This is a genomic window from Iodobacter fluviatilis, assembly GCF_004194535.1.
GTDB classification, from domain to species: domain Bacteria; phylum Pseudomonadota; class Gammaproteobacteria; order Burkholderiales; family Chitinibacteraceae; genus Iodobacter; species Iodobacter fluviatilis_A.
The window spans coordinates 1,463,510-1,480,466 of record NZ_CP025781.1 but is presented as its reverse complement, the minus strand read 5'-3'; the positions used below and the strand labels follow the sequence as shown (position 1 = coordinate 1,480,466).

At 47.2% G+C, this 16,957-nt stretch carries 26 protein-coding genes; 17 read left to right on the top strand and 9 right to left on the bottom strand.

The window, feature by feature from the left end:
• Window positions 1-3 precede the first annotated feature (3 nt).
• The 16 genes from rplE (at window position 4) to rplQ (ending at window position 7,956) form a co-directional block, all read left to right on the top strand.
• Window positions 4-543 (top strand): 50S ribosomal protein L5, encoded by a 540-nt coding sequence (gene rplE, locus C1H71_RS06565; RefSeq protein WP_130105841.1) that lies wholly within the window; start codon window positions 4-6, stop codon window positions 541-543.
• Window positions 544-550: 7 nt separating this feature from the next.
• The gene (gene rpsN / locus C1H71_RS06560; RefSeq protein ID WP_046351568.1) at window positions 551-856 is read left to right on the top strand and encodes a 30S ribosomal protein S14; all 306 of its coding nucleotides are present in this window, start codon (window positions 551-553) and stop codon (window positions 854-856) included.
• A gap of 15 nt (window positions 857-871) precedes the next feature.
• Complete coding sequence (gene rpsH, locus C1H71_RS06555) at window positions 872-1,264, top strand: 30S ribosomal protein S8 (RefSeq protein ID WP_046351569.1); 393 nt, start codon at window positions 872-874, stop codon at window positions 1,262-1,264.
• Between the two features lie 12 nt (window positions 1,265-1,276).
• Complete coding sequence (gene rplF / locus C1H71_RS06550) at window positions 1,277-1,810, top strand: 50S ribosomal protein L6 (RefSeq protein ID WP_130105840.1); 534 nt, start codon at window positions 1,277-1,279, stop codon at window positions 1,808-1,810.
• A 13-nt stretch (window positions 1,811-1,823) separates the two neighbouring features.
• Window positions 1,824-2,177: a 50S ribosomal protein L18 gene (rplR, locus tag C1H71_RS06545; protein ID WP_130105839.1), complete on the top strand. Its 354-nt coding sequence runs from the start codon at window positions 1,824-1,826 to the stop codon at window positions 2,175-2,177.
• Window positions 2,178-2,196: 19 nt separating this feature from the next.
• A complete protein-coding gene (gene rpsE, locus C1H71_RS06540) occupies window positions 2,197-2,712 on the top strand; it encodes a 30S ribosomal protein S5 (RefSeq protein WP_130105838.1) in 516 nt (171 codons plus the stop codon).
• On the top strand, window positions 2,709-2,894 hold the full coding sequence (rpmD, locus tag C1H71_RS06535) for a 50S ribosomal protein L30 (protein WP_046351573.1): 186 nt from the start codon (window positions 2,709-2,711) through the stop codon (window positions 2,892-2,894). Before rpsE ends, rpmD begins: the two co-directional genes overlap by 4 nt.
• Window positions 2,895-3,329 (top strand): 50S ribosomal protein L15, encoded by a 435-nt coding sequence (gene rplO / locus C1H71_RS06530; RefSeq protein WP_130105837.1) that lies wholly within the window; start codon window positions 2,895-2,897, stop codon window positions 3,327-3,329.
• 26 nt (window positions 3,330-3,355) lie between these two features.
• On the top strand, window positions 3,356-4,660 hold the full coding sequence (secY, locus tag C1H71_RS06525; protein WP_130105836.1) for a preprotein translocase subunit SecY: 1,305 nt from the start codon (window positions 3,356-3,358) through the stop codon (window positions 4,658-4,660).
• 12 nt (window positions 4,661-4,672) lie between these two features.
• Window positions 4,673-4,891: a translation initiation factor IF-1 gene (infA, locus tag C1H71_RS06520; protein ID WP_046351576.1), complete on the top strand. Its 219-nt coding sequence runs from the start codon at window positions 4,673-4,675 to the stop codon at window positions 4,889-4,891.
• 35 nt (window positions 4,892-4,926) lie between these two features.
• Window positions 4,927-5,040: a 50S ribosomal protein L36 gene (rpmJ, locus tag C1H71_RS06515; protein ID WP_046351577.1), complete on the top strand. Its 114-nt coding sequence runs from the start codon at window positions 4,927-4,929 to the stop codon at window positions 5,038-5,040.
• 64 nt (window positions 5,041-5,104) lie between these two features.
• A complete protein-coding gene (gene rpsM / locus C1H71_RS06510) occupies window positions 5,105-5,467 on the top strand; it encodes a 30S ribosomal protein S13 (protein WP_046351578.1) in 363 nt (120 codons plus the stop codon).
• 17 nt (window positions 5,468-5,484) lie between these two features.
• Window positions 5,485-5,877 carry a 30S ribosomal protein S11 gene (gene rpsK, locus C1H71_RS06505; RefSeq protein ID WP_130105835.1) on the top strand — a complete coding sequence of 131 codons (393 nt, stop codon included), beginning with the start codon at window positions 5,485-5,487 and terminating at the stop codon, window positions 5,875-5,877.
• A gap of 14 nt (window positions 5,878-5,891) precedes the next feature.
• Window positions 5,892-6,524 carry a 30S ribosomal protein S4 gene (rpsD, locus tag C1H71_RS06500; RefSeq protein ID WP_130105834.1) on the top strand — a complete coding sequence of 211 codons (633 nt, stop codon included), beginning with the start codon at window positions 5,892-5,894 and terminating at the stop codon, window positions 6,522-6,524.
• Window positions 6,525-6,558: 34 nt separating this feature from the next.
• Entirely contained in the window at window positions 6,559-7,542 is a 984-nt protein-coding gene (locus C1H71_RS06495; protein WP_130105833.1) for a DNA-directed RNA polymerase subunit alpha, read from the top strand.
• A 24-nt stretch (window positions 7,543-7,566) separates the two neighbouring features.
• A complete protein-coding gene (gene rplQ / locus C1H71_RS06490; RefSeq protein WP_130105832.1) occupies window positions 7,567-7,956 on the top strand; it encodes a 50S ribosomal protein L17 in 390 nt (129 codons plus the stop codon).
• A 76-nt stretch (window positions 7,957-8,032) separates the two neighbouring features.
• On the opposite strand, the gene C1H71_RS06485 is transcribed toward rplQ, so the two are convergent.
• Window positions 8,033-8,920: an HDOD domain-containing protein gene (locus tag C1H71_RS06485; protein ID WP_130105831.1), complete on the bottom strand. Its 888-nt coding sequence runs from the start codon at window positions 8,918-8,920 to the stop codon at window positions 8,033-8,035.
• A 58-nt stretch (window positions 8,921-8,978) separates the two neighbouring features.
• Here C1H71_RS06485 and C1H71_RS06480 point away from each other — a divergent pair, with 58 nt between their 5' ends.
• Window positions 8,979-9,800: a symmetrical bis(5'-nucleosyl)-tetraphosphatase gene (locus C1H71_RS06480; protein ID WP_130105830.1), complete on the top strand. Its 822-nt coding sequence runs from the start codon at window positions 8,979-8,981 to the stop codon at window positions 9,798-9,800.
• On the opposite strand, the gene C1H71_RS06475 is transcribed toward C1H71_RS06480, so the two are convergent.
• The 8 genes from C1H71_RS06475 to pilB form a co-directional block, all read right to left on the bottom strand.
• Window positions 9,782-10,456: a lysophospholipid acyltransferase family protein gene (locus C1H71_RS06475; protein ID WP_188053627.1), complete on the bottom strand. Its 675-nt coding sequence runs from the start codon at window positions 10,454-10,456 to the stop codon at window positions 9,782-9,784. The genes C1H71_RS06480 and C1H71_RS06475 overlap by 19 nt on opposite strands.
• A gap of 184 nt (window positions 10,457-10,640) precedes the next feature.
• A complete protein-coding gene (locus C1H71_RS06470; protein ID WP_130105828.1) occupies window positions 10,641-11,384 on the bottom strand; it encodes a GNAT family N-acetyltransferase in 744 nt (247 codons plus the stop codon).
• A 92-nt stretch (window positions 11,385-11,476) separates the two neighbouring features.
• Window positions 11,477-11,668, bottom strand: a complete 192-nt coding sequence (locus tag C1H71_RS06465) for a DNA gyrase inhibitor YacG (RefSeq protein WP_130105827.1) — start codon at window positions 11,666-11,668, stop codon at window positions 11,477-11,479.
• Complete coding sequence (zapD, locus tag C1H71_RS06460; protein WP_130105826.1) at window positions 11,665-12,423, bottom strand: cell division protein ZapD; 759 nt, start codon at window positions 12,421-12,423, stop codon at window positions 11,665-11,667. Before zapD ends, C1H71_RS06465 begins: the two co-directional genes overlap by 4 nt.
• Window positions 12,424-12,501: 78 nt before the next feature.
• On the bottom strand, window positions 12,502-13,095 hold the full coding sequence (gene coaE, locus C1H71_RS06455; RefSeq protein ID WP_130105825.1) for a dephospho-CoA kinase: 594 nt from the start codon (window positions 13,093-13,095) through the stop codon (window positions 12,502-12,504).
• Window positions 13,096-13,109: 14 nt separating this feature from the next.
• Complete coding sequence (locus tag C1H71_RS06450) at window positions 13,110-13,979, bottom strand: prepilin peptidase (protein WP_130105824.1); 870 nt, start codon at window positions 13,977-13,979, stop codon at window positions 13,110-13,112.
• Window positions 13,979-15,202: a type II secretion system F family protein gene (locus C1H71_RS06445; RefSeq protein ID WP_130105823.1), complete on the bottom strand. Its 1,224-nt coding sequence runs from the start codon at window positions 15,200-15,202 to the stop codon at window positions 13,979-13,981. Before C1H71_RS06445 ends, C1H71_RS06450 begins: the two co-directional genes overlap by 1 nt.
• An 18-nt stretch (window positions 15,203-15,220) precedes the next feature.
• A complete protein-coding gene (gene pilB / locus C1H71_RS06440; protein WP_130105822.1) occupies window positions 15,221-16,930 on the bottom strand; it encodes a type IV-A pilus assembly ATPase PilB in 1,710 nt (569 codons plus the stop codon).
• Between the last annotated feature and the right edge of the window lie 27 nt (window positions 16,931-16,957).

The window sequence follows — 16,957 nt, the reverse complement described above, 5'->3', positions numbered from 1 at the left end:
AAAATGGCACGTCTGCAAGAGTTTTATAAAGATCAAGTAATTCCGAAGCTGGTTGAGCAGTTCGGTTATAAGTCCATCATGCAAGTTCCACGTATCGACAAAATTACCATTAACATGGGTGTTGGCGAAGCGATTGCGGATAAGAAAGTGATGGATCATGCTGTTGGTGATTTGGTGAAGATTGCTGGTCAAAAGCCGGTTGTTACTGTAGCTAAAAAGTCGATTGCTGGTTTCAAGATTCGTGAAGGGTATCCGGTTGGCTGCAAAGTGACTTTGCGCCGCGAACGCATGTTCGAATTTTTGGATCGTCTGGTAACGGTTGCTTTGCCACGTGTGCGCGATTTCCGCGGTGTGAGTGGTAAATCGTTTGACGGTCGTGGAAATTTCAATATGGGCGTGCGTGAGCAAATCATTTTCCCAGAAATCGAATACGACAAGATTGACGCTTTACGTGGTATGAATATTACGATTACCACTACAGCTAAATCCGATGAAGAAGCGCGTGCTTTACTCGCTTGCTTCAAGTTCCCATTCAAGAGTTGAGGCAACCATGGCTAAAGTCGCAGTGATTAAGCGTGAGGAAAAGCGTCGTGCAACCGTCGCTAAGTACGCCGCCAAGCGTGAAAAGCTGATGGCGGTCATCAATGACCAGAATGCATCTGACGAAGAGCGTTTTGCTGCTCGTTTGCAATTCCAGCAGCTTCCGCGTAATGCAAGCCCAGTACGTCTAGTAAATCGTTGTTCGATTACTGGTCGTGGTCGTGGCGTGTATCGCAAATTCGGACTCGGCCGTATCAAGCTACGTGAACTCGCCTTTAAGGGTGAAGTTCCTGGCATGGTCAAGGCTAGCTGGTAATAGGAGAGATAAAACATGGCAATGCATGATCCTATCGCCGATATGCTAACCCGTATTCGCAACGCACAACGTGCGGACAAGGCACAAGTTACAATGCCGTCGTCCACACTGAAGTTAGCTATTGCTGGCGTGTTGCAAGATGAAGGTTATATCGAATCGTTTGAAGTCGCAGGTGAAGTTAAGCCTGTTCTGACCATCGAACTCAAGTACTACGCTGGTCGTCCGGTTATCGAGCGTTTGGACCGTGTGTCCAAGCCGGGTCTGCGCATCTACAAAGGTGCAACAGAAATCCCAACGGTGATGAACGGTCTGGGTGTGGCTATTTTGTCCACCTCCAAAGGCGTAATGACAGATCGCAAAGCACGTGCCAATGGTATTGGTGGCGAGCTTCTGTGCGTCGTCGCTTAAAGAGGTGAATCGATGTCTCGCGTAGCAAAAAACCCAGTAGTTATCCCGGCAGGCGTTGAAGTTCAATTCGCAGCTGGTGAAATCGTTGTGAAGGGCCCGCACGGCACAATGACGCAAGCACTTTGCGTTGATGTTGACGTTAAGGTTGAGGACAATGCCGTACAATTTGCCGCCAAGAGTGCATCTAAGCATGCTCGCTCTATGTCCGGTACATTGCGCGCGTTGGTAAACAACATGGTAGCAGGCGTTTCTAAAGGCTTTGAGCGTAAGCTCTTGCTGGTAGGCGTTGGTTACCGTGCTCAAGCTCAAGGCGATGTCTTGAACTTGACTCTCGGCTTTTCTCATCCAGTTGCGCATACAATGCCTGTGGGTGTGAAGGTGGAAACCCCGACGCAAACCGAAATCGTCCTCAAGGGCGCCGACAAGCAACTAGTTGGTCAAGTTGCAGCCGAAATCCGTGAATACCGTAAGCCAGAGCCATATAAAGGCAAGGGCGTACGTTATTCGGATGAGGTTGTCGTATTGAAAGAAACCAAGAAGAAGTAATCGAGGCTGAATCATGGACAAGAACCAAGCTCGACTCCGCCGCGCACGTAAAACCCGTGCAAAGATTGCGGAGCTCAAGATGTTGCGTCTGTCGGTGCATCGCACCAACAGTCACATCTACGCCCAGATCATCGACGAAACCGGTAGCAAAGTACTGGTTTCTGCTTCAACACTTGAAGCAGATGTTCGTGGCCAAATCAAGAATGGCGGCTCTGTTGATGCCGCAGTCGTGATTGGCAAGCGTATCGCAGAAAAAGCGAAAGCTGCGGGTGTCGAAACGGTTGCATTTGACCGTTCCGGCTTCAAATATCACGGCCGTGTTAAGGCCTTAGCTGATGCCGCTCGTGAGGGCGGCCTCGTCTTCTAATTGAGTTTGGAGTTGATATATGGCTAAGAACGATATGGAAGAACGCGGCGACGGCCTTCGTGAAAAGATGGTCGCTGTAAATCGCGTTACCAAAGTCGTCAAGGGTGGTCGTATCCTTGGTTTTGCCGCACTGACAGTTGTTGGTGATGGTGATGGCGGCGTTGGCATGGGCAAGGGCAAATCGAAAGAAGTGCCTGTAGCTGTACAAAAAGCAATGGAAGAAGCTCGCCGCAAATTGCAGAAAGTTTCTTTGAATAACGGTACTATCCAACACACCGTTTACGGCAAGCATGGCGCGACTACCGTGTTTATGCAACCTGCTGCAGATGGTAAGGGTATTATTGCTGGCGGCCCAATGCGCGCTGTGTTCGAAGTTATGGGTATCCATAATATTTCGGCAAAGTGCCATGGTTCGACCAACCCGTACAACATTGTGCGTGCAACATTAAACGGTCTTTCTAAGCTGCATACACCAGCGGATATCGCTGCGAAACGTGGTAAGAGCGTTGAAGAGATTCTAGGAGCTGCTAAATGAGCGACTCTAAGAAATTCAAAGTAACTTTAGTTAAAAGTCTGATTGGTCGACTGGAAGCTCACAAGGCTTGCGCCCGTGGCTTAGGTCTCCGTCGTCTTAACAGTAGCTCTGAAGTGATCGATACCCCAGAAAATCGTGGTATGGCTAACAAGATTAGCTACCTACTGAAGGTGGAAGGCTAAATGGAACTTAATAACCTGAAACCAGCTGCTGGTTCTACTCACGCTAAGCGTCGTGTAGGCCGCGGTATTGGCTCTGGCTTAGGCAAAACGTCTGGTCGTGGTCACAAAGGTCAGAAGTCACGTACTGGTGGTTTCCATAAAGTCGGTTTTGAAGGCGGTCAAATGCCTTTGCAACGCCGTCTGCCAAAGCGTGGTTTTGTTTCTCTCACACGTGGTGATACCGCTGAAGTTCGCTTGTCGGACATCAATGATTTGCCATTGAGCGAAATTACTTTTGAAGCGCTGCTTCAAGCTGGTGTGGTATCTCAGCGTGCTCTGCGCGGGAAAGTTGTACTTTCCGGCACTATTGAGCGTGCAGTTGTACTTAAGGGCTTGGCTGTAACTAAGGGTGCCCGTGCTGCTATTGAAGCAGCTGGTGGCAGCATCACCGAGTAATTCGGTAAACTGAGGATAAGGCAGTAATGGCAAATCCCGCTCTGGCTAGTTCTGCAAACAAGTTTGCGGATCTTAAACGCCGGATTTGGTTCCTCATCGGGGCGCTGATCGTATATCGAATCGGCGCACACATCCCGGTGCCGGGCATCAATCCAGCTGAACTGGCAAAATTGTTTGAGTCGTCGCAAACCGGTTTATTGAACATGTTCAATATGTTTTCCGGTGGTGCCCTCTCTCGCTTTACCGTGTTCGCTATCGGGATCATGCCTTACATCTCGGCATCGATTATTTTACAGCTCGCTGCCGAGGTGCTGCCATCTCTGAAGCAGATGAAAAAAGAGGGGGAGGCAGGCCGTCGTAAAATTACGCAATATACGCGTTATGCGACGCTGCTTCTTGCTACTGCACAGAGTTTTGGTATTGCAATGATGCTCTTTAAACAGCCCAATCTAGTAGTTGTGGCACAAGCTCAGTTTGTGTTTACAACGATCGTGACGCTGGTTACAGGCACCATGTTCCTGATGTGGCTGGGGGAGCAGATTACTGAACGAGGCATCGGTAACGGTATCTCTATACTGATCTGTTCTGGTATTGCTTCCGGCTTGCCTTCGGCAATCGGCAAAACTTTATCGCTGGCTAATCAAGGTGCATTACCTATTTTGCTTGTGTTGTTCCTCTTTGTTGGTGTTGTGCTATTAACTGCTGCGGTCGTGTTTGTTGAACGTGGCCAGCGTAAAGTCCCTGTTCATTATGCGAAACGCCAAGTTGGCAATCGTATGATGCAGGCACAGAGCACTCACCTTCCGCTGAAACTGAATATGGCGGGCGTGATCCCTCCGATTTTTGCTTCGTCAATTATCCTATTCCCTGCGACGTTACTGTCCTGGACTGGTAATAGCGATAAATTGTCATGGTTAAAATCGATCGGTGACATGCTGCATCCTGGTCAGCCGCTCTATGTATTGTTGTATGCGACAGCGATCATTTTCTTCTGCTACTTCTACACTGCTTTAGTCTTCAATCCGAAGGAAACTGCAGATAACTTGAAGAAGAGTGGGGCAATGATTCCGGGTTATCGCCCGGGTGACCACACTGCAAAATATATCGAAAAGTTGATCTTAAAGCTCACACTTATTGGTGCAGTCTATATCACGGTAATCTGCTTGATTCCAGAGTTTTTGATACTGAAGTGGAATGTTCCATTCTATTTTGGTGGTACTTCTCTGTTGATTCTGGTAGTTGTGACAATGGACTTTATGTCGCAGATGCAGTCATACGTGCTCTCACATCAGTACGAGAGTCTGCTCAAGAAAGCTAACTTCAAGGGCTAGGCGTAACAGGCTATGGCGAAAGACGAAGTCATTCAGATGCAGGGCGAAGTCCTAGAAACGTTGCCAAATGCAACGTTTAAGGTCAAGCTCGAAAACGGACATGTGGTTCTTGGTCATATTTCTGGTAAGATGCGGATGCATTACATCCGTATCCTGCCTGGAGATAAGGTTACAGTGGAGTTGACTCCCTATGATCTGACCAAGGCTCGCATTGTATTCCGAGCTAAATAACAGCTCGGATTTAATTTTGATCGAAAGGAAAGACGATGAGAGTTCAAGCGTCGGTCAAGAAAATTTGCCGCAATTGTAAAATCGTACGCCGCAACCGTGTTGTGCGTGTGATTTGCACCGACCCGCGGCACAAGCAGCGTCAAGGCTGATTGTTGCGACAATCAGTTTCTGATGTTAATATGCAAAGCTTTTTGAACCTGGGGTAAGAAAAGTATGGCCCGTATTGCTGGGGTTAATATCCCGAATCATCAGCATACTGTGATCGGCCTTCAGGCTATTTTCGGTATTGGTCGCACTCGCGCCTATGCCGTCTGCGCAGCTACAAGCGTTGAGCCTACAAAAAAGGTAAAAGATCTCAGTGATGCTGAACTAGATCTGCTGCGTGAAGAACTTGGCAAGTATGTTGTCGAGGGTGATTTACGCCGCGAAGTGACCATGAGTATCAAGCGTCTTATGGACCTTGGTTGTTACCGTGGTTTCCGTCACCGCAGGGGGCTTCCGTGCCGCGGTCAGCGTACTCGTACCAATGCGCGTACTCGCAAGGGTCCGCGTAAGTCCATCGCTGGCAAGAAGTAATAGCAAGGAATTGAAGAATGGCTAGAGCAAACACAGTACGTGTACGTAAGAAAGTCAAAAAGAGCGTGTCTGAAGGTGTTGTGCACGTGCACGCATCTTTCAATAACACAATCATTACCATCACTGATCGCCAAGGGAATGCACTGTCTTGGGCTACCTCGGGCGGTGCTGGTTTCAAAGGCTCTCGGAAAAGTACACCTTTTGCAGCTCAGGTAGCTGCAGAAGCTGCTGGTAAAGTTGCCCAAGAATACGGTGTAAAGAACCTCGAAGTTCGCATCAAGGGTCCGGGTCCGGGTCGTGAATCTGCTGTGCGTGCATTAAACGCACTCGGCTTCAAGATTACGAGTATTTCGGATGTTACGCCGATTCCGCATAACGGTTGTCGTCCGCCGAAGAAGCGTCGTATCTAATCCCGGAGTAAGTTATGGCTCGTTATATTGGACCCAAGTGCAAACTTGCACGTCGTGAGGGTACGGATCTTTTCCTTAAGAGCGCTCGTCGTTCTTTGGATAGTAAGTGCAAACTAGAACAAGCTCCTGGTCAGCATGGTGTGAGTGGCGGTAAGAAGCCATCACGTCTGTCCGACTACGGTGTTCATTTGCGCGAAAAGCAAAAGATTCGTCGCATTTACGGTGTATTGGAACGTCAGTTCCGTCGTTATTTTGAAGAAGCTAGCCGTCGTAAAGGCTCGACAGGCGAAAATCTGTTAAAGATTCTCGAATGTCGTCTCGATAACGTGGTTTATCGTATGGGTTTTGGCTCTACACGTGCCGAATCTCGTCAGCTTGTTTCCCACAAGGCAATTGTGGTAAACGGCAGTGTTGTAAATATTCCATCGTACTTGGTTAAGGCTGGCGACGTTGTTTCAGTTCGCGATAAGTCGAAGACTCAGGCTCGCATCCAGGAAGCTGTTTCCTTGGCTGAGGGTATCGGTTTCCCGAGCTGGGTTCAGGTAGATTCCAAAAAGCTTGAAGGTACGTTTAAAAGCATGCCAGAGCGTTCTGATCTGTCTAGCGACATCAATGAAGCGCTGGTTGTGGAATTCTACTCCAAGTAACATTCTGACCCGGCTAGCCAAGGGATACTGACTTATGCAAATCAACGCGAATGAGTTGCTCAAGCCGCGCATCATTGATGTGCAGGCTTTAAATGCTGCCCAGGCGAAGGTCGTGATGGAGCCGTTCGAGCGCGGTTACGGCCATACGCTCGGTAATGCTCTGCGCCGCATTCTTCTTTCTTCGATGTCTGGCTTCGCGCCGACTGAAGTTAAGATCGAAGGTGTGGTACATGAATATTCCGCACTGGATGGTGTACAGGAAGATGTTGTTGATATCTTACTGAACCTCAAAGGCGTTGTGCTCAAGCTGCATGGTCGGGACTCGGTTGTTCTCACCCTCTCAAAAGAGGGTGAGGGCGTCGTTAAAGCGTCCGATATTCAGCTGTCACACGATGTTGAGGTGATCAATCCAGATCATGTGATTGCCCATCTGTCTGCTGGTGGCAAGCTCAATATGGAGATTACGGTTGAGAAGGGTCGTGGGTATCAACCTGCCCCTAATCGCTTAGGTAAAGATGAAGGCCGTACTATCGGTAACATCATGCTTGATGCGTCATTCAGCCCAATTCGCCGTGTGAGCTACCACGTAGAAAGCGCACGTGTAGAACAACGCACTGATCTTGATCGTTTGATTATTGACATTGAAACCAATGGCGTAATTGAACCTGAAGAGGCAGTCCGCCAAGCTGCGCGTATGCTAATTGACCAGCTCGCCGTGTTCGCTGATCTTGAAGGCACTCCCGTAGAGGAAGAACAACCACAAGCGCCACAAATCGATCCGATTCTGTTGCGCCCGGTTGACGACCTCGAACTGACTGTCCGTTCGGCTAACTGCCTGAAGGCAGAGAACATCTATTATATCGGCGACCTGATCCAGCGTACCGAGACTGAGCTTTTGAAGGCACCTAATCTTGGGCGTAAATCGCTTAACGAGATCAAGGAAGTTCTTGCCTCTAAAGGCCTCTCGCTGGGCATGCGCCTTGAAAACTGGCCGCCTGCTGGCTTAGAAAAGCCGTAATAGCGGGCAAAAGGAAATCGACAAATGCGTCACCGTCAATCTAATCGCAAATTAAATCGTACGACGAGTCATCGTCTGGCGATGTTGCGTAATCTTGCGAATTCGTTGCTCCGTCACGAAGTCATCAAGACCACTTTACCTAAAGCAAAAGAACTGCGCCGTGTTGCAGAGCCTTTGATCACTTTGGGTAAAAAGCCTTCGCTTGCGAACCGCCGTCTGGCGTTCAATCGCACTCGCGATCGTGATATGGTGGTTAAGTTATTCGACGTGCTCGGCCCGCGCTACGCTACCCGTAATGGTGGCTATCTTCGCATTCTGAAGTGCGGTTTCCGTCAAGGCGACAATGCTCCTATGGCATTCGTTGAGCTTGTAGACCGTCCTGAAGAAGCGGAAGCGGTTGAGGCTGGCGAGTAATCGCTTGCTTTACAGCCTTTCGTAGTAAAGTAAAAAGCCAACCGTAAGGTTGGCTTTTTTATTGCCTGCTGTTTTGTTAGTTAACTTGTGGTAGCGTTGTTGCGACAGGGAGTACTGAAAACCATTGCCATTCATGTGCTGTTTTAAGGCAAACATTACGCACTAGGTTGTATGCCTGCTCGGTATCAAAAGATAATAGATTTGCGATGTTTATGTAGTCATCGGGTAGTGCGGGGTCTTGCCAGCTGTTGGCTAGGTGTCTTGCTGTTGATGTTGCAATAGTGACGGTTCTTACCCTTGGTTCATCTAAGTGCCGTTCATCCATGAGATGAGATAGCAGGCTGGGTAAATGCCAGCGCTGAGCTAACTCCGTTTGTAATTCATTAAAAGTAAAGCCTAGGATAAGTTTTTGCGCATCATGGCTGCGTGTTCCAGGTTTTTTTTGTAGATGCTGATTTATATTTTGAGTTAATTCTGGTGCGCTCAAACAAATTAAGATTTCTGCTAGGTCATGTAGTAATGATGCGGTTGTGACTTCTTCAGGATCTACATCATTTCTTTGCCCGCCTAAGCTTTCAGCGATTTTAGCTGCTAAATAGGATCGTGAAATAAGTTGTCTTACTCGCTGCAATGCCTCTGGCGTTGAATGTAATCTATTTTCAATGCTTTGCATCTTACCAAATTCACGAAAAAAGCCCCCCATTCCAATCATGAGTAGGACACGGTTAATCGTATTAACGTCAGTCAATTGGGTTGTGCTACGGTGCTCTTGCTGAAAACGTATTAATCGTAGCGTGAGCAGAGGGTCATGGCGAATAAGTTGAGAGATTTCTCTAATACTGATGTCGTCAATTCTTGACTGCAAATTATGCATTTGATCAAGCGTATACTGAAGGGTGGGTAGCTCGATTTGACTTAATTTAATGAGCCAATCGTTAAGATCTAGTCGTTTGTCTGCGATCATGGTCTTTATTCTGCTGGCTTAAGAGTATTTTTCATTTTAGCTGTTAATTGGATGAGTTATGGCACGATATGCAATTGGTGATGTTCAGGGCTGCTATGCTGAGTTAATGTCTTTGCTTAATGCCATGGCTTTTAATCCACAAAATGATCAAATCTACCTTGTTGGTGATTTAGTAAATCGTGGGCCATTTTCACTTGAAACACTTCGTTGGGCTTCTCAGAGTATGGGGATTTCGACTGTGTTAGGGAATCATGATTTACATCTGTTGGCCGTGTATGCGGGGGTCTCTCAGGTAAAGCATGGTGATACGGTTCAAGATATTTTGGCTGCACCTGATGCTGATGCTTTGATTGGGTGGTTAAGACAGCAACCTCTATTGATAGATCTGGGGGATGTTTTGTTGGTACACGCAGGCGTCAGCCCTAATTGGTCACTTGAGGATGCAAAAAATGCGGCTAGCGAGGTTGAAAATGCATTGCGTGGAGAGGGTTGGAAGTCCTTTTTATCTACAATGTATGGCAACCAACCAGCAAGCTGGGATGTAGCAATGCCGCTAGCAGATAGATTGCGATTTACTGTGAATTGCTTAACGCGGATGCGTTTTGTTACTGTAGATGGTTCTTTACAGCTGAAGTATAAAGGGGAACGGGATCATGCACCTGCGGGGATTTGCCCTTGGTTTGAGTCTAAAGATAGGCTACCATTGCCGCGCCGTGTGGTCTGTGGCCATTGGTCTGCGCTTGGTTTAATGCTTAAAGAGCAGGTATGGTCTTTAGATACGGGCTGTGTATGGGGTGCCGCTTTAACGGGGATCGATTTAGACAGTGGGCAGCTCTTTCAGGTTGCTGCCCGCTATGAGTATCAAGCACTGCTTGACTGAGGGTTTAATGCTTGGTGCGCAGTACAGATGCGTGCTTCTACAAATTGTGTAAGAGTGCGACGGTTTTCATGCTCCGTTGGAAATGGGGCAAGAAAGTTGATCTCTGCATGCAAAGATCGTGTGCCTAATATTCTCCACGCAGATTGGGCAATAGACATGTTGCCAATGTAAGTGGCGGCATCTGAATATTTTCCTTCGGCGTCGGTATAGCGTAAATAAACGGGCTGGATCGTTGCCTTTCCATCAATCGCTGCCTGCAGAAGTGAGGATCGAAAAGGTAGCAGCTGACGCCCACAGCCGGTAGTGCCTTCAGGAAATACTGTAATGCAATGTCCTTCGTTCAGAGCGGTCACAATAGCTTGGTTGACTCTGGCGGTATCTCGTTTGCGATCACGTTCAATGAACAATGTGCCAGAGCCTATGCAGAGTCTGCCGATAATTGGCCATGACTTGAGCTCGGATTTGGCCACGAAACGTGAAACGGTTACCGAGTCTAATACAAAAATGTCTAACCAAGAAATATGGTTGGCGAGTAGCATATGTTGACTTGGGTACTGTCCAGGTTCAATACCCTGCACGCGCAGTCTTACACCCAAAATTTGAGTAAATTGTTTTGACCATTTTTGAATGTAGTTGACCCTGTCTTCAAGTGCCATGCTTGGAAACCGAAAGGTAACTTTAAATAATCCTTTAGCAAAATGGCTAATTAAGCGGCACAAGCGACTAAGGCGTAGGCAGAACAATGGAGTGCGCATGCAGCTAAATTTCTATAGGAAAATTCTGAATGCTCTGAGTTTAGCTGTTTCTTGGGCCTTAGGCCAATTCCTATCTATGTGAAGATCACCGCATGAAATGTCTGGCATAGCGGATATCCAAGTTTTGCATTGGCAAAAGGATAAATAGGTCGGCCGTATTGAAATCAGGATCCCATGCAGGTTCACCGCAAATGAGCGCACCAGCACGTAAATATCCTTTGATGAGCGGCGGAATTTCTGTGTCTAACCGTTGATTTAGCGTTGCGATGGGCAGTGGGCAGCGCGGAAAGACGCGCCATTCAATAGGTGCGAGCTTTTCTTTTGCAAGCTTGCGGTACAGGCTAGCGGCAACATGGCCTCCGTCAGCAATAGAAATGCTGGCGCAGCCAATAAGGTAGTTATAGTTGTTCTTGCTCATATACTCAGCAAGGCCTGCCCAGAGCAGGGTTATCGTGGCGCCAGAGCGGTAATCTGGATGTACGCAGGAGCGGCCAATTTCTACCAACTGTTCGCGTAGATGCCCAAGTCGAGTCAAGTCAAACTCTGTGTCTGAGTAGTAGCTGCCCAGTTTACGGGCTTGATGAGGGGGTAGAATGCGATAGGTGCCAACTACTTCTCCAGTTTCATCGTCTTGAACCAATAAATGGTCACAGTAAGCATCGAACAGGTCACGATCAATGCCAGGTTCGCGGCATATCATGCGCGCACCCATTTCCTCTACAAACACTTGGTAGCGTAGTGCTTGTGCGGCGCAGATGAGCTCTTCACTGTGCGCGATAGAGGCGGAGAGTTTAGGTTTACGGCTAGGGGTGATCTGAGTTTGAAGCATTAAGTTTCCTCCGATGTATGAGGAAACTTAATGCTTGCAGATGACACTGCGATGACGATGAGATGAAGCTGGAATGACAGACTAACATTGCTTTAGTTCGGCAAAGAATCTACATCCTCAGGGCTGGTAATTGGAGCTGGAATGCTGTATTCCTCATTTGCCCAGCGTCCCAAATCAATCAGTTTGCAGCGTTCGGAGCAAAAAGGTCGGTTTGGATTCGTTGTGGAGTATGTATGTTGTTTACCACAACTTGGGCATTTGGTTTGAAATATAGGCGCTGTCATAGGTTGCAGTAGCCGAGTTGGAAGTCGATATCTGAATCAACGACCTTGGCGCGTTCTCCACTGGTTGAGGGGATAACAAAGCGAATATTAATGGCGTAACGGTTCGCAGATAGCTCTGGAACAGCGGCCAAATGTGCTGGCAGGCTTACTCTTAATAGTTGAACGGTTTTGCCCCCAGACATTTGCTGGAAGTTGCCATTTTTTGCTGTGTAGCTATTCTCACGCATGCTGTCACGCAGTAAGCGTAAGATAATATCGATGCCTTGTTTGATGGGGAGCAGGGGGGTGAACCATGCGTCAATATCTGAGCGGCGATATTCTGGGGTTTGCTGCTGCCAATAATGGTAGGAGGGAAGATCGAAAGCACAGGCCCCCCCAGGTATCGTTACACGTTGTTTAATGGCCATTAACCACTCGTTTTCACGTAGTGCCTGCCCAAATTTACCCGTCATATTCAACATCTTGCAATGCGTTTCTTCGATGTCGATCAAAACACGCTCGAGGGCGTCTTCGGATATCTGGGGATTATTTCGCAGGGCAGATAAAGCCTGTCGCTGGCGTTCTAATTCTTGCAATAAATCTGATTTCATATCCGCGCGACTAGCGACTTCCATAATCTCGAATAGGCCGAGTAGGGCCGCATGATGGTCGGTGGCAGAGTTTCTCCCCACATACTCTATGGTGCGGTTGTATAAGTGTTCGAGTCGCAAAAGGGTGCGAATGCGCTCGTTAATTGGAAATTCGTAGCTAATCACGATGCGTCTAACCGGCGAAGATATTCGATTTTGCAGCAAGAAATGGTTTATTAAAATCAATTACGTAAACCGACATATTTAATCCTGATATCGCTGATGAAGAGCGCTAACGGTAGATTGTAAATGAGCGAGCGTCGTTTCATTTAAAATAATATCATCTGCGAGTTCTATTCGTGCTTTTCTTGGACACTGGCTTGCAATAATCGCCTCGATTTCATGCTGACTTAGGCCGTTGCGAGCTTGAACACGGGCAATTTGCAGCTCAATAGAGCAATCCACTATTAAGCTGCGATCAATGATTTGGTTATAGTTCCCTGTTTCAAATAGCAGGGGTACTGCCAAAATGGCGTAGGGCGTTTGCTCTGGCAAAGCATCAAGCATCTGTATCGCTGTATCTTTGATCCGTGGATGGAAAATTGCTTCTAGCTTTTTTTTTGCCGTAGGCTCTGCATAAACATGCTGGCGCATTCGTACACGATCTAATGATCCATCCTCGCTTAAAAATTCTGGGCCAAATGTTTGGGCAATTTGCGCTAAGGCGGGCGATGGCGGAGTGCTAAGAGCGTGGGCAATTTCGTCTGTATCAATAACAGGCACGCCTTGCTCAGCAAAAAGCCGAGCAACGGTTGATTTACCACTGCCTATTCCTCCTGTGAGCCCAATAACCCGCATGCCATCTGCCCTCACTAAATGGCTCCACCATTAAAGATCATTTGTTGTAACGTGGTGCCAAAAATTAATGTGAGCCAGCCTGCAATACCTAAATAAGGGCCAAAAGGCATAGGCTTTCCCATGCCGCGTTTAGCAAGGATGGCGAGTGCAATGCCGATTACTGCTCCGCTAATTGACGAAAGTAATATGACGCTCGGCAGTGCTTGCCATCCGAACCATGCGCCAAGGGCTGCAAGTAGTTTGAAGTCACCATAGCCCATTCCTTCCTTGCCGGTAATGAGTTTGAATATCCAGTACACGCTCCACAGTACAAGGTAACCGGCAACGGCCCCAATTACAGCCTGATCTAAAGGTACAAAAACATTATTTAAGTTGAATAGAAGTCCTAGCCAAAGCAAGGGCAGCGTGATGCTGTCTGGCAGTAAATAGGTATCGGCATCAATAAAGACTAAGGCGATCAAAAACCATGTGAGTAAAATAGCTGCGATGGCTGTAATGGTTACTCCAAAGTGCAGCCCAGCAACAGCGGTAAGCGTTGCACAAAGTAGCTCGACTAAGGGGTAACGTGGACTAATGCGAATCTTGCACCCTCGACAGCGCCCCTTTAACATTAGATAGCTAATCACGGGAATATTTTCTAATGCACTTATTGCATGGCCACAGCTGGGGCAGGCTGAGCGAGGAACAATTAAGTTATAGCAAGTGGCTTGTGGCATCGGCGCGTCGATGGGGGCATCAATCAGCTGGCATTCTTGCCTGAATTGCTGCTCCATCATTTTGGGAATGCGATGGATTACGACATTTAAAAAACTACCAACCAATAAGCCTAGTGCGAATAAAAACCCGCCAAATATGGCGGGGTTATCTAAAAACAACTCAATCATTAACCGACAACCTCGCCCATTTTGAAAATTGGTAAGTACATAGCAACCACTAGACCACCAATCAGCGTACCTAAGACCACCATAATGATGGGCTCCATTAAGCTGGAAAGCGCTTCAACGGCGTTATCTACCTCTTCTTCATAATAATCGGCGACTTTACTGAGCATTGAATCTAATGCACCAGATTCTTCACCAATTGCGACCATTTGCATCACCATATTGGGAAACATATTGGTGCTTTGCATGGACAAAGTGAGGCTAGTGCCAGTACTTACTTCATTTTGAATTTTTTTGGTGGCAATTTTATACAGATAATTACCCGCCGCACCGCCCACCGAGTCGAGTGATTCTACTAATGGCACTCCTGCTGCAAACATGGTGGACAAGGTGCGGCACCAGCGCGCAATGGTTGCATTAAGCATAATTTGCCCAATGATTGGAATTTTTAGCAGTAAGCGATCCATCACGATTTGAATAGCTTCAGATTTTTTCCACGCTTTTAAGAAGCCCCAAATCCCACCAAAAATACCGCCAAATATGAGCCACCAGTAGGTAACAAAAACATCTGAAATTGCCATTACAACCAGCGTTGGTGTTGGCAGGTTTGCACCAAAGCTAGAAAATAGCTCCTTAAATGCGGGAATAACAAAAATCATAATGACTGCCGTAATCACAAATGCAGCAACAATCACGGCAGTTGGATAAAATAGTGCCGATTTAATTTTCTTTTTAACGCCAAGTGTTTTTTCTTTATACGTAGCAAGCCGTGCGAGTAGGGCATCCAAAATACCAGCTTGTTCACCCGCTTGAATTAAGTTGCAATACAGCGCATCAAATTCATTAGGGTGTTTTCTAAAGGCTTGAGTAAGGGACGATCCGGTTTCAATATCGTTTTTGATATCTAAAAGCAACTTGGTTACGGATGGATTGCTATGGCCTTTTGCGACGATATCAAATGAGGTAAGTAAAGGAACCCCTGACTTGAGCATGGTGGCAAGCTGGCGTGTAAACATGGTGATATCTTCGTCAGTAATTTTCTTACTGGAGCCCATGCGTTGTTTCTTTACTTTTAGAACATTAACACCCTGGCGCCGCAGCGTGTTTTTTACGACGTGCTCGCCACTGGCACGCATTTCGCCCTTAACTATTTTGCCGCCACGATCTTTACCTTCCCATACAAAAGTAAATTCTTTTACTTTTAGGGCTTTAGATGCTACTGCCATGATGACCCTCTTTGTGTTTTATTCATTCGTCACCGCCATAATTTCTTCTAATGAAGTGAGACCTTGCTTTACTTTACGTAAGCCAGACTGACGCAAATCACGAACACCGTCTCGCTTTGCTTGATCTGCAATATCAATGGCGTTGCCGTTTGTCATAATGATGCGGTTCATTGCATCCGTAATGGGCATGACTTGGTAAATCCCTACACGGCCTTTATAGCCTGAACCCTTACAAATATCACAGCCAACTGGCTTGTAGGGGCTCCAAGTGCCATCCAGATCTTCTTCTAAAAAGCCCGCATCCAGTAAGGCTTGGTGAGGGATATCAATGTGCGCTTTGCAACTGCACAGCTTACGAGCTAAGCGCTGAGCAGTGATCAAAATAACGGATGATGCGATGTTAAACGGGGCAATTCCCATGTTTAACATACGGGTTAGAGTGGTAGGGGCGTCGTTGGTGTGTAAGGTAGAAAACACCATATGCCCAGTTTGTGCCGCTTTAATCGAGATATCGGCGGTACCCAAGTCACGAATTTCCCCCACCATGATGATGTCAGGATCTTGACGCAGAAAGGCTTTTAGCGCCACGGCAAAGGTGAGCCCTGATTTTTCATTGACATTAACTTGGTTAACGCCAGGCAAGTTAATTTCGCATGGATCTTCTGCCGTAGAGATATTAATCCCTGGCTGATTCAGAATATTCAAGCAGGTATAGAGTGAAACTGTTTTGCCTGAGCCGGTTGGGCCTGTTACTAAGATCATGCCGTATGGGCGTTGGATGGCCTCAAGCAGAATTTCTTTTTGATCTGGATCGTAACCTAAGGCGTCAATGCCCAGCGTGGCAGAGGATGGATCTAAAATCCGCATACAAATTTTCTCGCCATGCATGGTTGGCATGGTGGATACCCGAAAATCAATTGCACGACTTTTAGACAGCACAAGCTTCATGCGGCCATCTTGAGGAACGCGCTTTTCTGAAATATCGAGCTTAGAAATAACTTTAATTCGAGATGCAAGTTTGTCTTTAATTGCCAGCGGGGGCTGAGCTACTTCGCGCAATACCCCGTCTAGTCGATAGCGAATCCGAAAGTACTTTTCGTAGGGCTCAAAGTGAATATCTGAAACGCCAGCATTAATGGCATCAAGTAAGATTTTTTGCAGATATTTAACAATAGGAGTGTCATCCACTTCCTTCGCTGCTGCGTCGTTTTGACTGACATCTTCTTCATCGCCGGCCATTTCTAGGTCGACGTCATCTAGCGACATTTTGCTTAAATTGCCACCTGCGGCTTCTATAAGTTTATCGAGTAATGATACTAACTTGCTGTCTTCAACCACCAGAGGTTGGACTTGCAAGCCGGTTTGAAAGCGAACTTCTTCAAGCGCTTGCAGGTTAGTGATGTCAGATAGGCCAATAAATAGCTTCGTGCCACGCTTAAAAAGCGGCACGATTCGTTGGATCTGCATTACTTTGTGATCTAAGACCCCTTGAGGGATATAGCTTGAATCAAGGTGATCAAGGTCGAGTAGCGGGTAGCCAAAGGCTTGCGACGAAAACTCAGCCACATCCCTCGCAGTCATTTTATGACTGCGTATGAGTTGCTCAATGAACGGCGTTTTACTGCTGTTGGCCGTAGCTTGCAAAGCCTCTGCGTCCGCTTCAATCAATCTTCCGTGCTGAACAAGAAGGCGGGCAAGACCAGATACAGGTGTGTTGGGAGCTGACATGGTCTTCAATATGTAATCGAAAAAGGG

Bases quoted from the DNA above. Each gene is read 5' to 3' on its own strand.
- rpsD (WP_130105834.1), top strand. From the start codon at position 5,892: ATGGCTCGTTATATTGGACCCAAGTGCAAACTTGCACGTCGTGAGGGT.
- rplF (WP_130105840.1), top strand. From the start codon at position 1,277: ATGTCTCGCGTAGCAAAAAACCCAGTAGTTATCCCGGCAGGCGTTGAA.
- C1H71_RS06445 (WP_130105823.1), bottom strand. From the start codon at position 15,202: ATGGCAGTAGCATCTAAAGCCCTAAAAGTAAAAGAATTTACTTTTGTA.
- rplR (WP_130105839.1), top strand. From the start codon at position 1,824: ATGGACAAGAACCAAGCTCGACTCCGCCGCGCACGTAAAACCCGTGCA.
- rpsK (WP_130105835.1), top strand. From the start codon at position 5,485: ATGGCTAGAGCAAACACAGTACGTGTACGTAAGAAAGTCAAAAAGAGC.
- pilB (WP_130105822.1), bottom strand. From the start codon at position 16,930: ATGTCAGCTCCCAACACACCTGTATCTGGTCTTGCCCGCCTTCTTGTT.
- rpmD (WP_046351573.1), top strand. From the start codon at position 2,709: ATGAGCGACTCTAAGAAATTCAAAGTAACTTTAGTTAAAAGTCTGATT.
- secY (WP_130105836.1), top strand. From the start codon at position 3,356: ATGGCAAATCCCGCTCTGGCTAGTTCTGCAAACAAGTTTGCGGATCTT.
- infA (WP_046351576.1), top strand. From the start codon at position 4,673: ATGGCGAAAGACGAAGTCATTCAGATGCAGGGCGAAGTCCTAGAAACG.
- rplQ (WP_130105832.1), top strand. From the start codon at position 7,567: ATGCGTCACCGTCAATCTAATCGCAAATTAAATCGTACGACGAGTCAT.
- rpmJ (WP_046351577.1), top strand. From the start codon at position 4,927: ATGAGAGTTCAAGCGTCGGTCAAGAAAATTTGCCGCAATTGTAAAATC.
- C1H71_RS06480 (WP_130105830.1), top strand. From the start codon at position 8,979: ATGGCACGATATGCAATTGGTGATGTTCAGGGCTGCTATGCTGAGTTA.
- C1H71_RS06465 (WP_130105827.1), bottom strand. From the start codon at position 11,668: ATGACAGCGCCTATATTTCAAACCAAATGCCCAAGTTGTGGTAAACAA.
- C1H71_RS06450 (WP_130105824.1), bottom strand. From the start codon at position 13,979: ATGATTGAGTTGTTTTTAGATAACCCCGCCATATTTGGCGGGTTTTTA.
- C1H71_RS06495 (WP_130105833.1), top strand. From the start codon at position 6,559: ATGCAAATCAACGCGAATGAGTTGCTCAAGCCGCGCATCATTGATGTG.
- C1H71_RS06475 (WP_188053627.1), bottom strand. From the start codon at position 10,456: ATGGCACTTGAAGACAGGGTCAACTACATTCAAAAATGGTCAAAACAA.
- rpsN (WP_046351568.1), top strand. From the start codon at position 551: ATGGCTAAAGTCGCAGTGATTAAGCGTGAGGAAAAGCGTCGTGCAACC.
- rpsH (WP_046351569.1), top strand. From the start codon at position 872: ATGGCAATGCATGATCCTATCGCCGATATGCTAACCCGTATTCGCAAC.
- rplE (WP_130105841.1), top strand. From the start codon at position 4: ATGGCACGTCTGCAAGAGTTTTATAAAGATCAAGTAATTCCGAAGCTG.
- rpsE (WP_130105838.1), top strand. From the start codon at position 2,197: ATGGCTAAGAACGATATGGAAGAACGCGGCGACGGCCTTCGTGAAAAG.
- C1H71_RS06470 (WP_130105828.1), bottom strand. From the start codon at position 11,384: ATGCTTCAAACTCAGATCACCCCTAGCCGTAAACCTAAACTCTCCGCC.
- rplO (WP_130105837.1), top strand. From the start codon at position 2,895: ATGGAACTTAATAACCTGAAACCAGCTGCTGGTTCTACTCACGCTAAG.
- coaE (WP_130105825.1), bottom strand. From the start codon at position 13,095: ATGCGGGTTATTGGGCTCACAGGAGGAATAGGCAGTGGTAAATCAACC.
- rpsM (WP_046351578.1), top strand. From the start codon at position 5,105: ATGGCCCGTATTGCTGGGGTTAATATCCCGAATCATCAGCATACTGTG.
- C1H71_RS06485 (WP_130105831.1), bottom strand. From the start codon at position 8,920: ATGATCGCAGACAAACGACTAGATCTTAACGATTGGCTCATTAAATTA.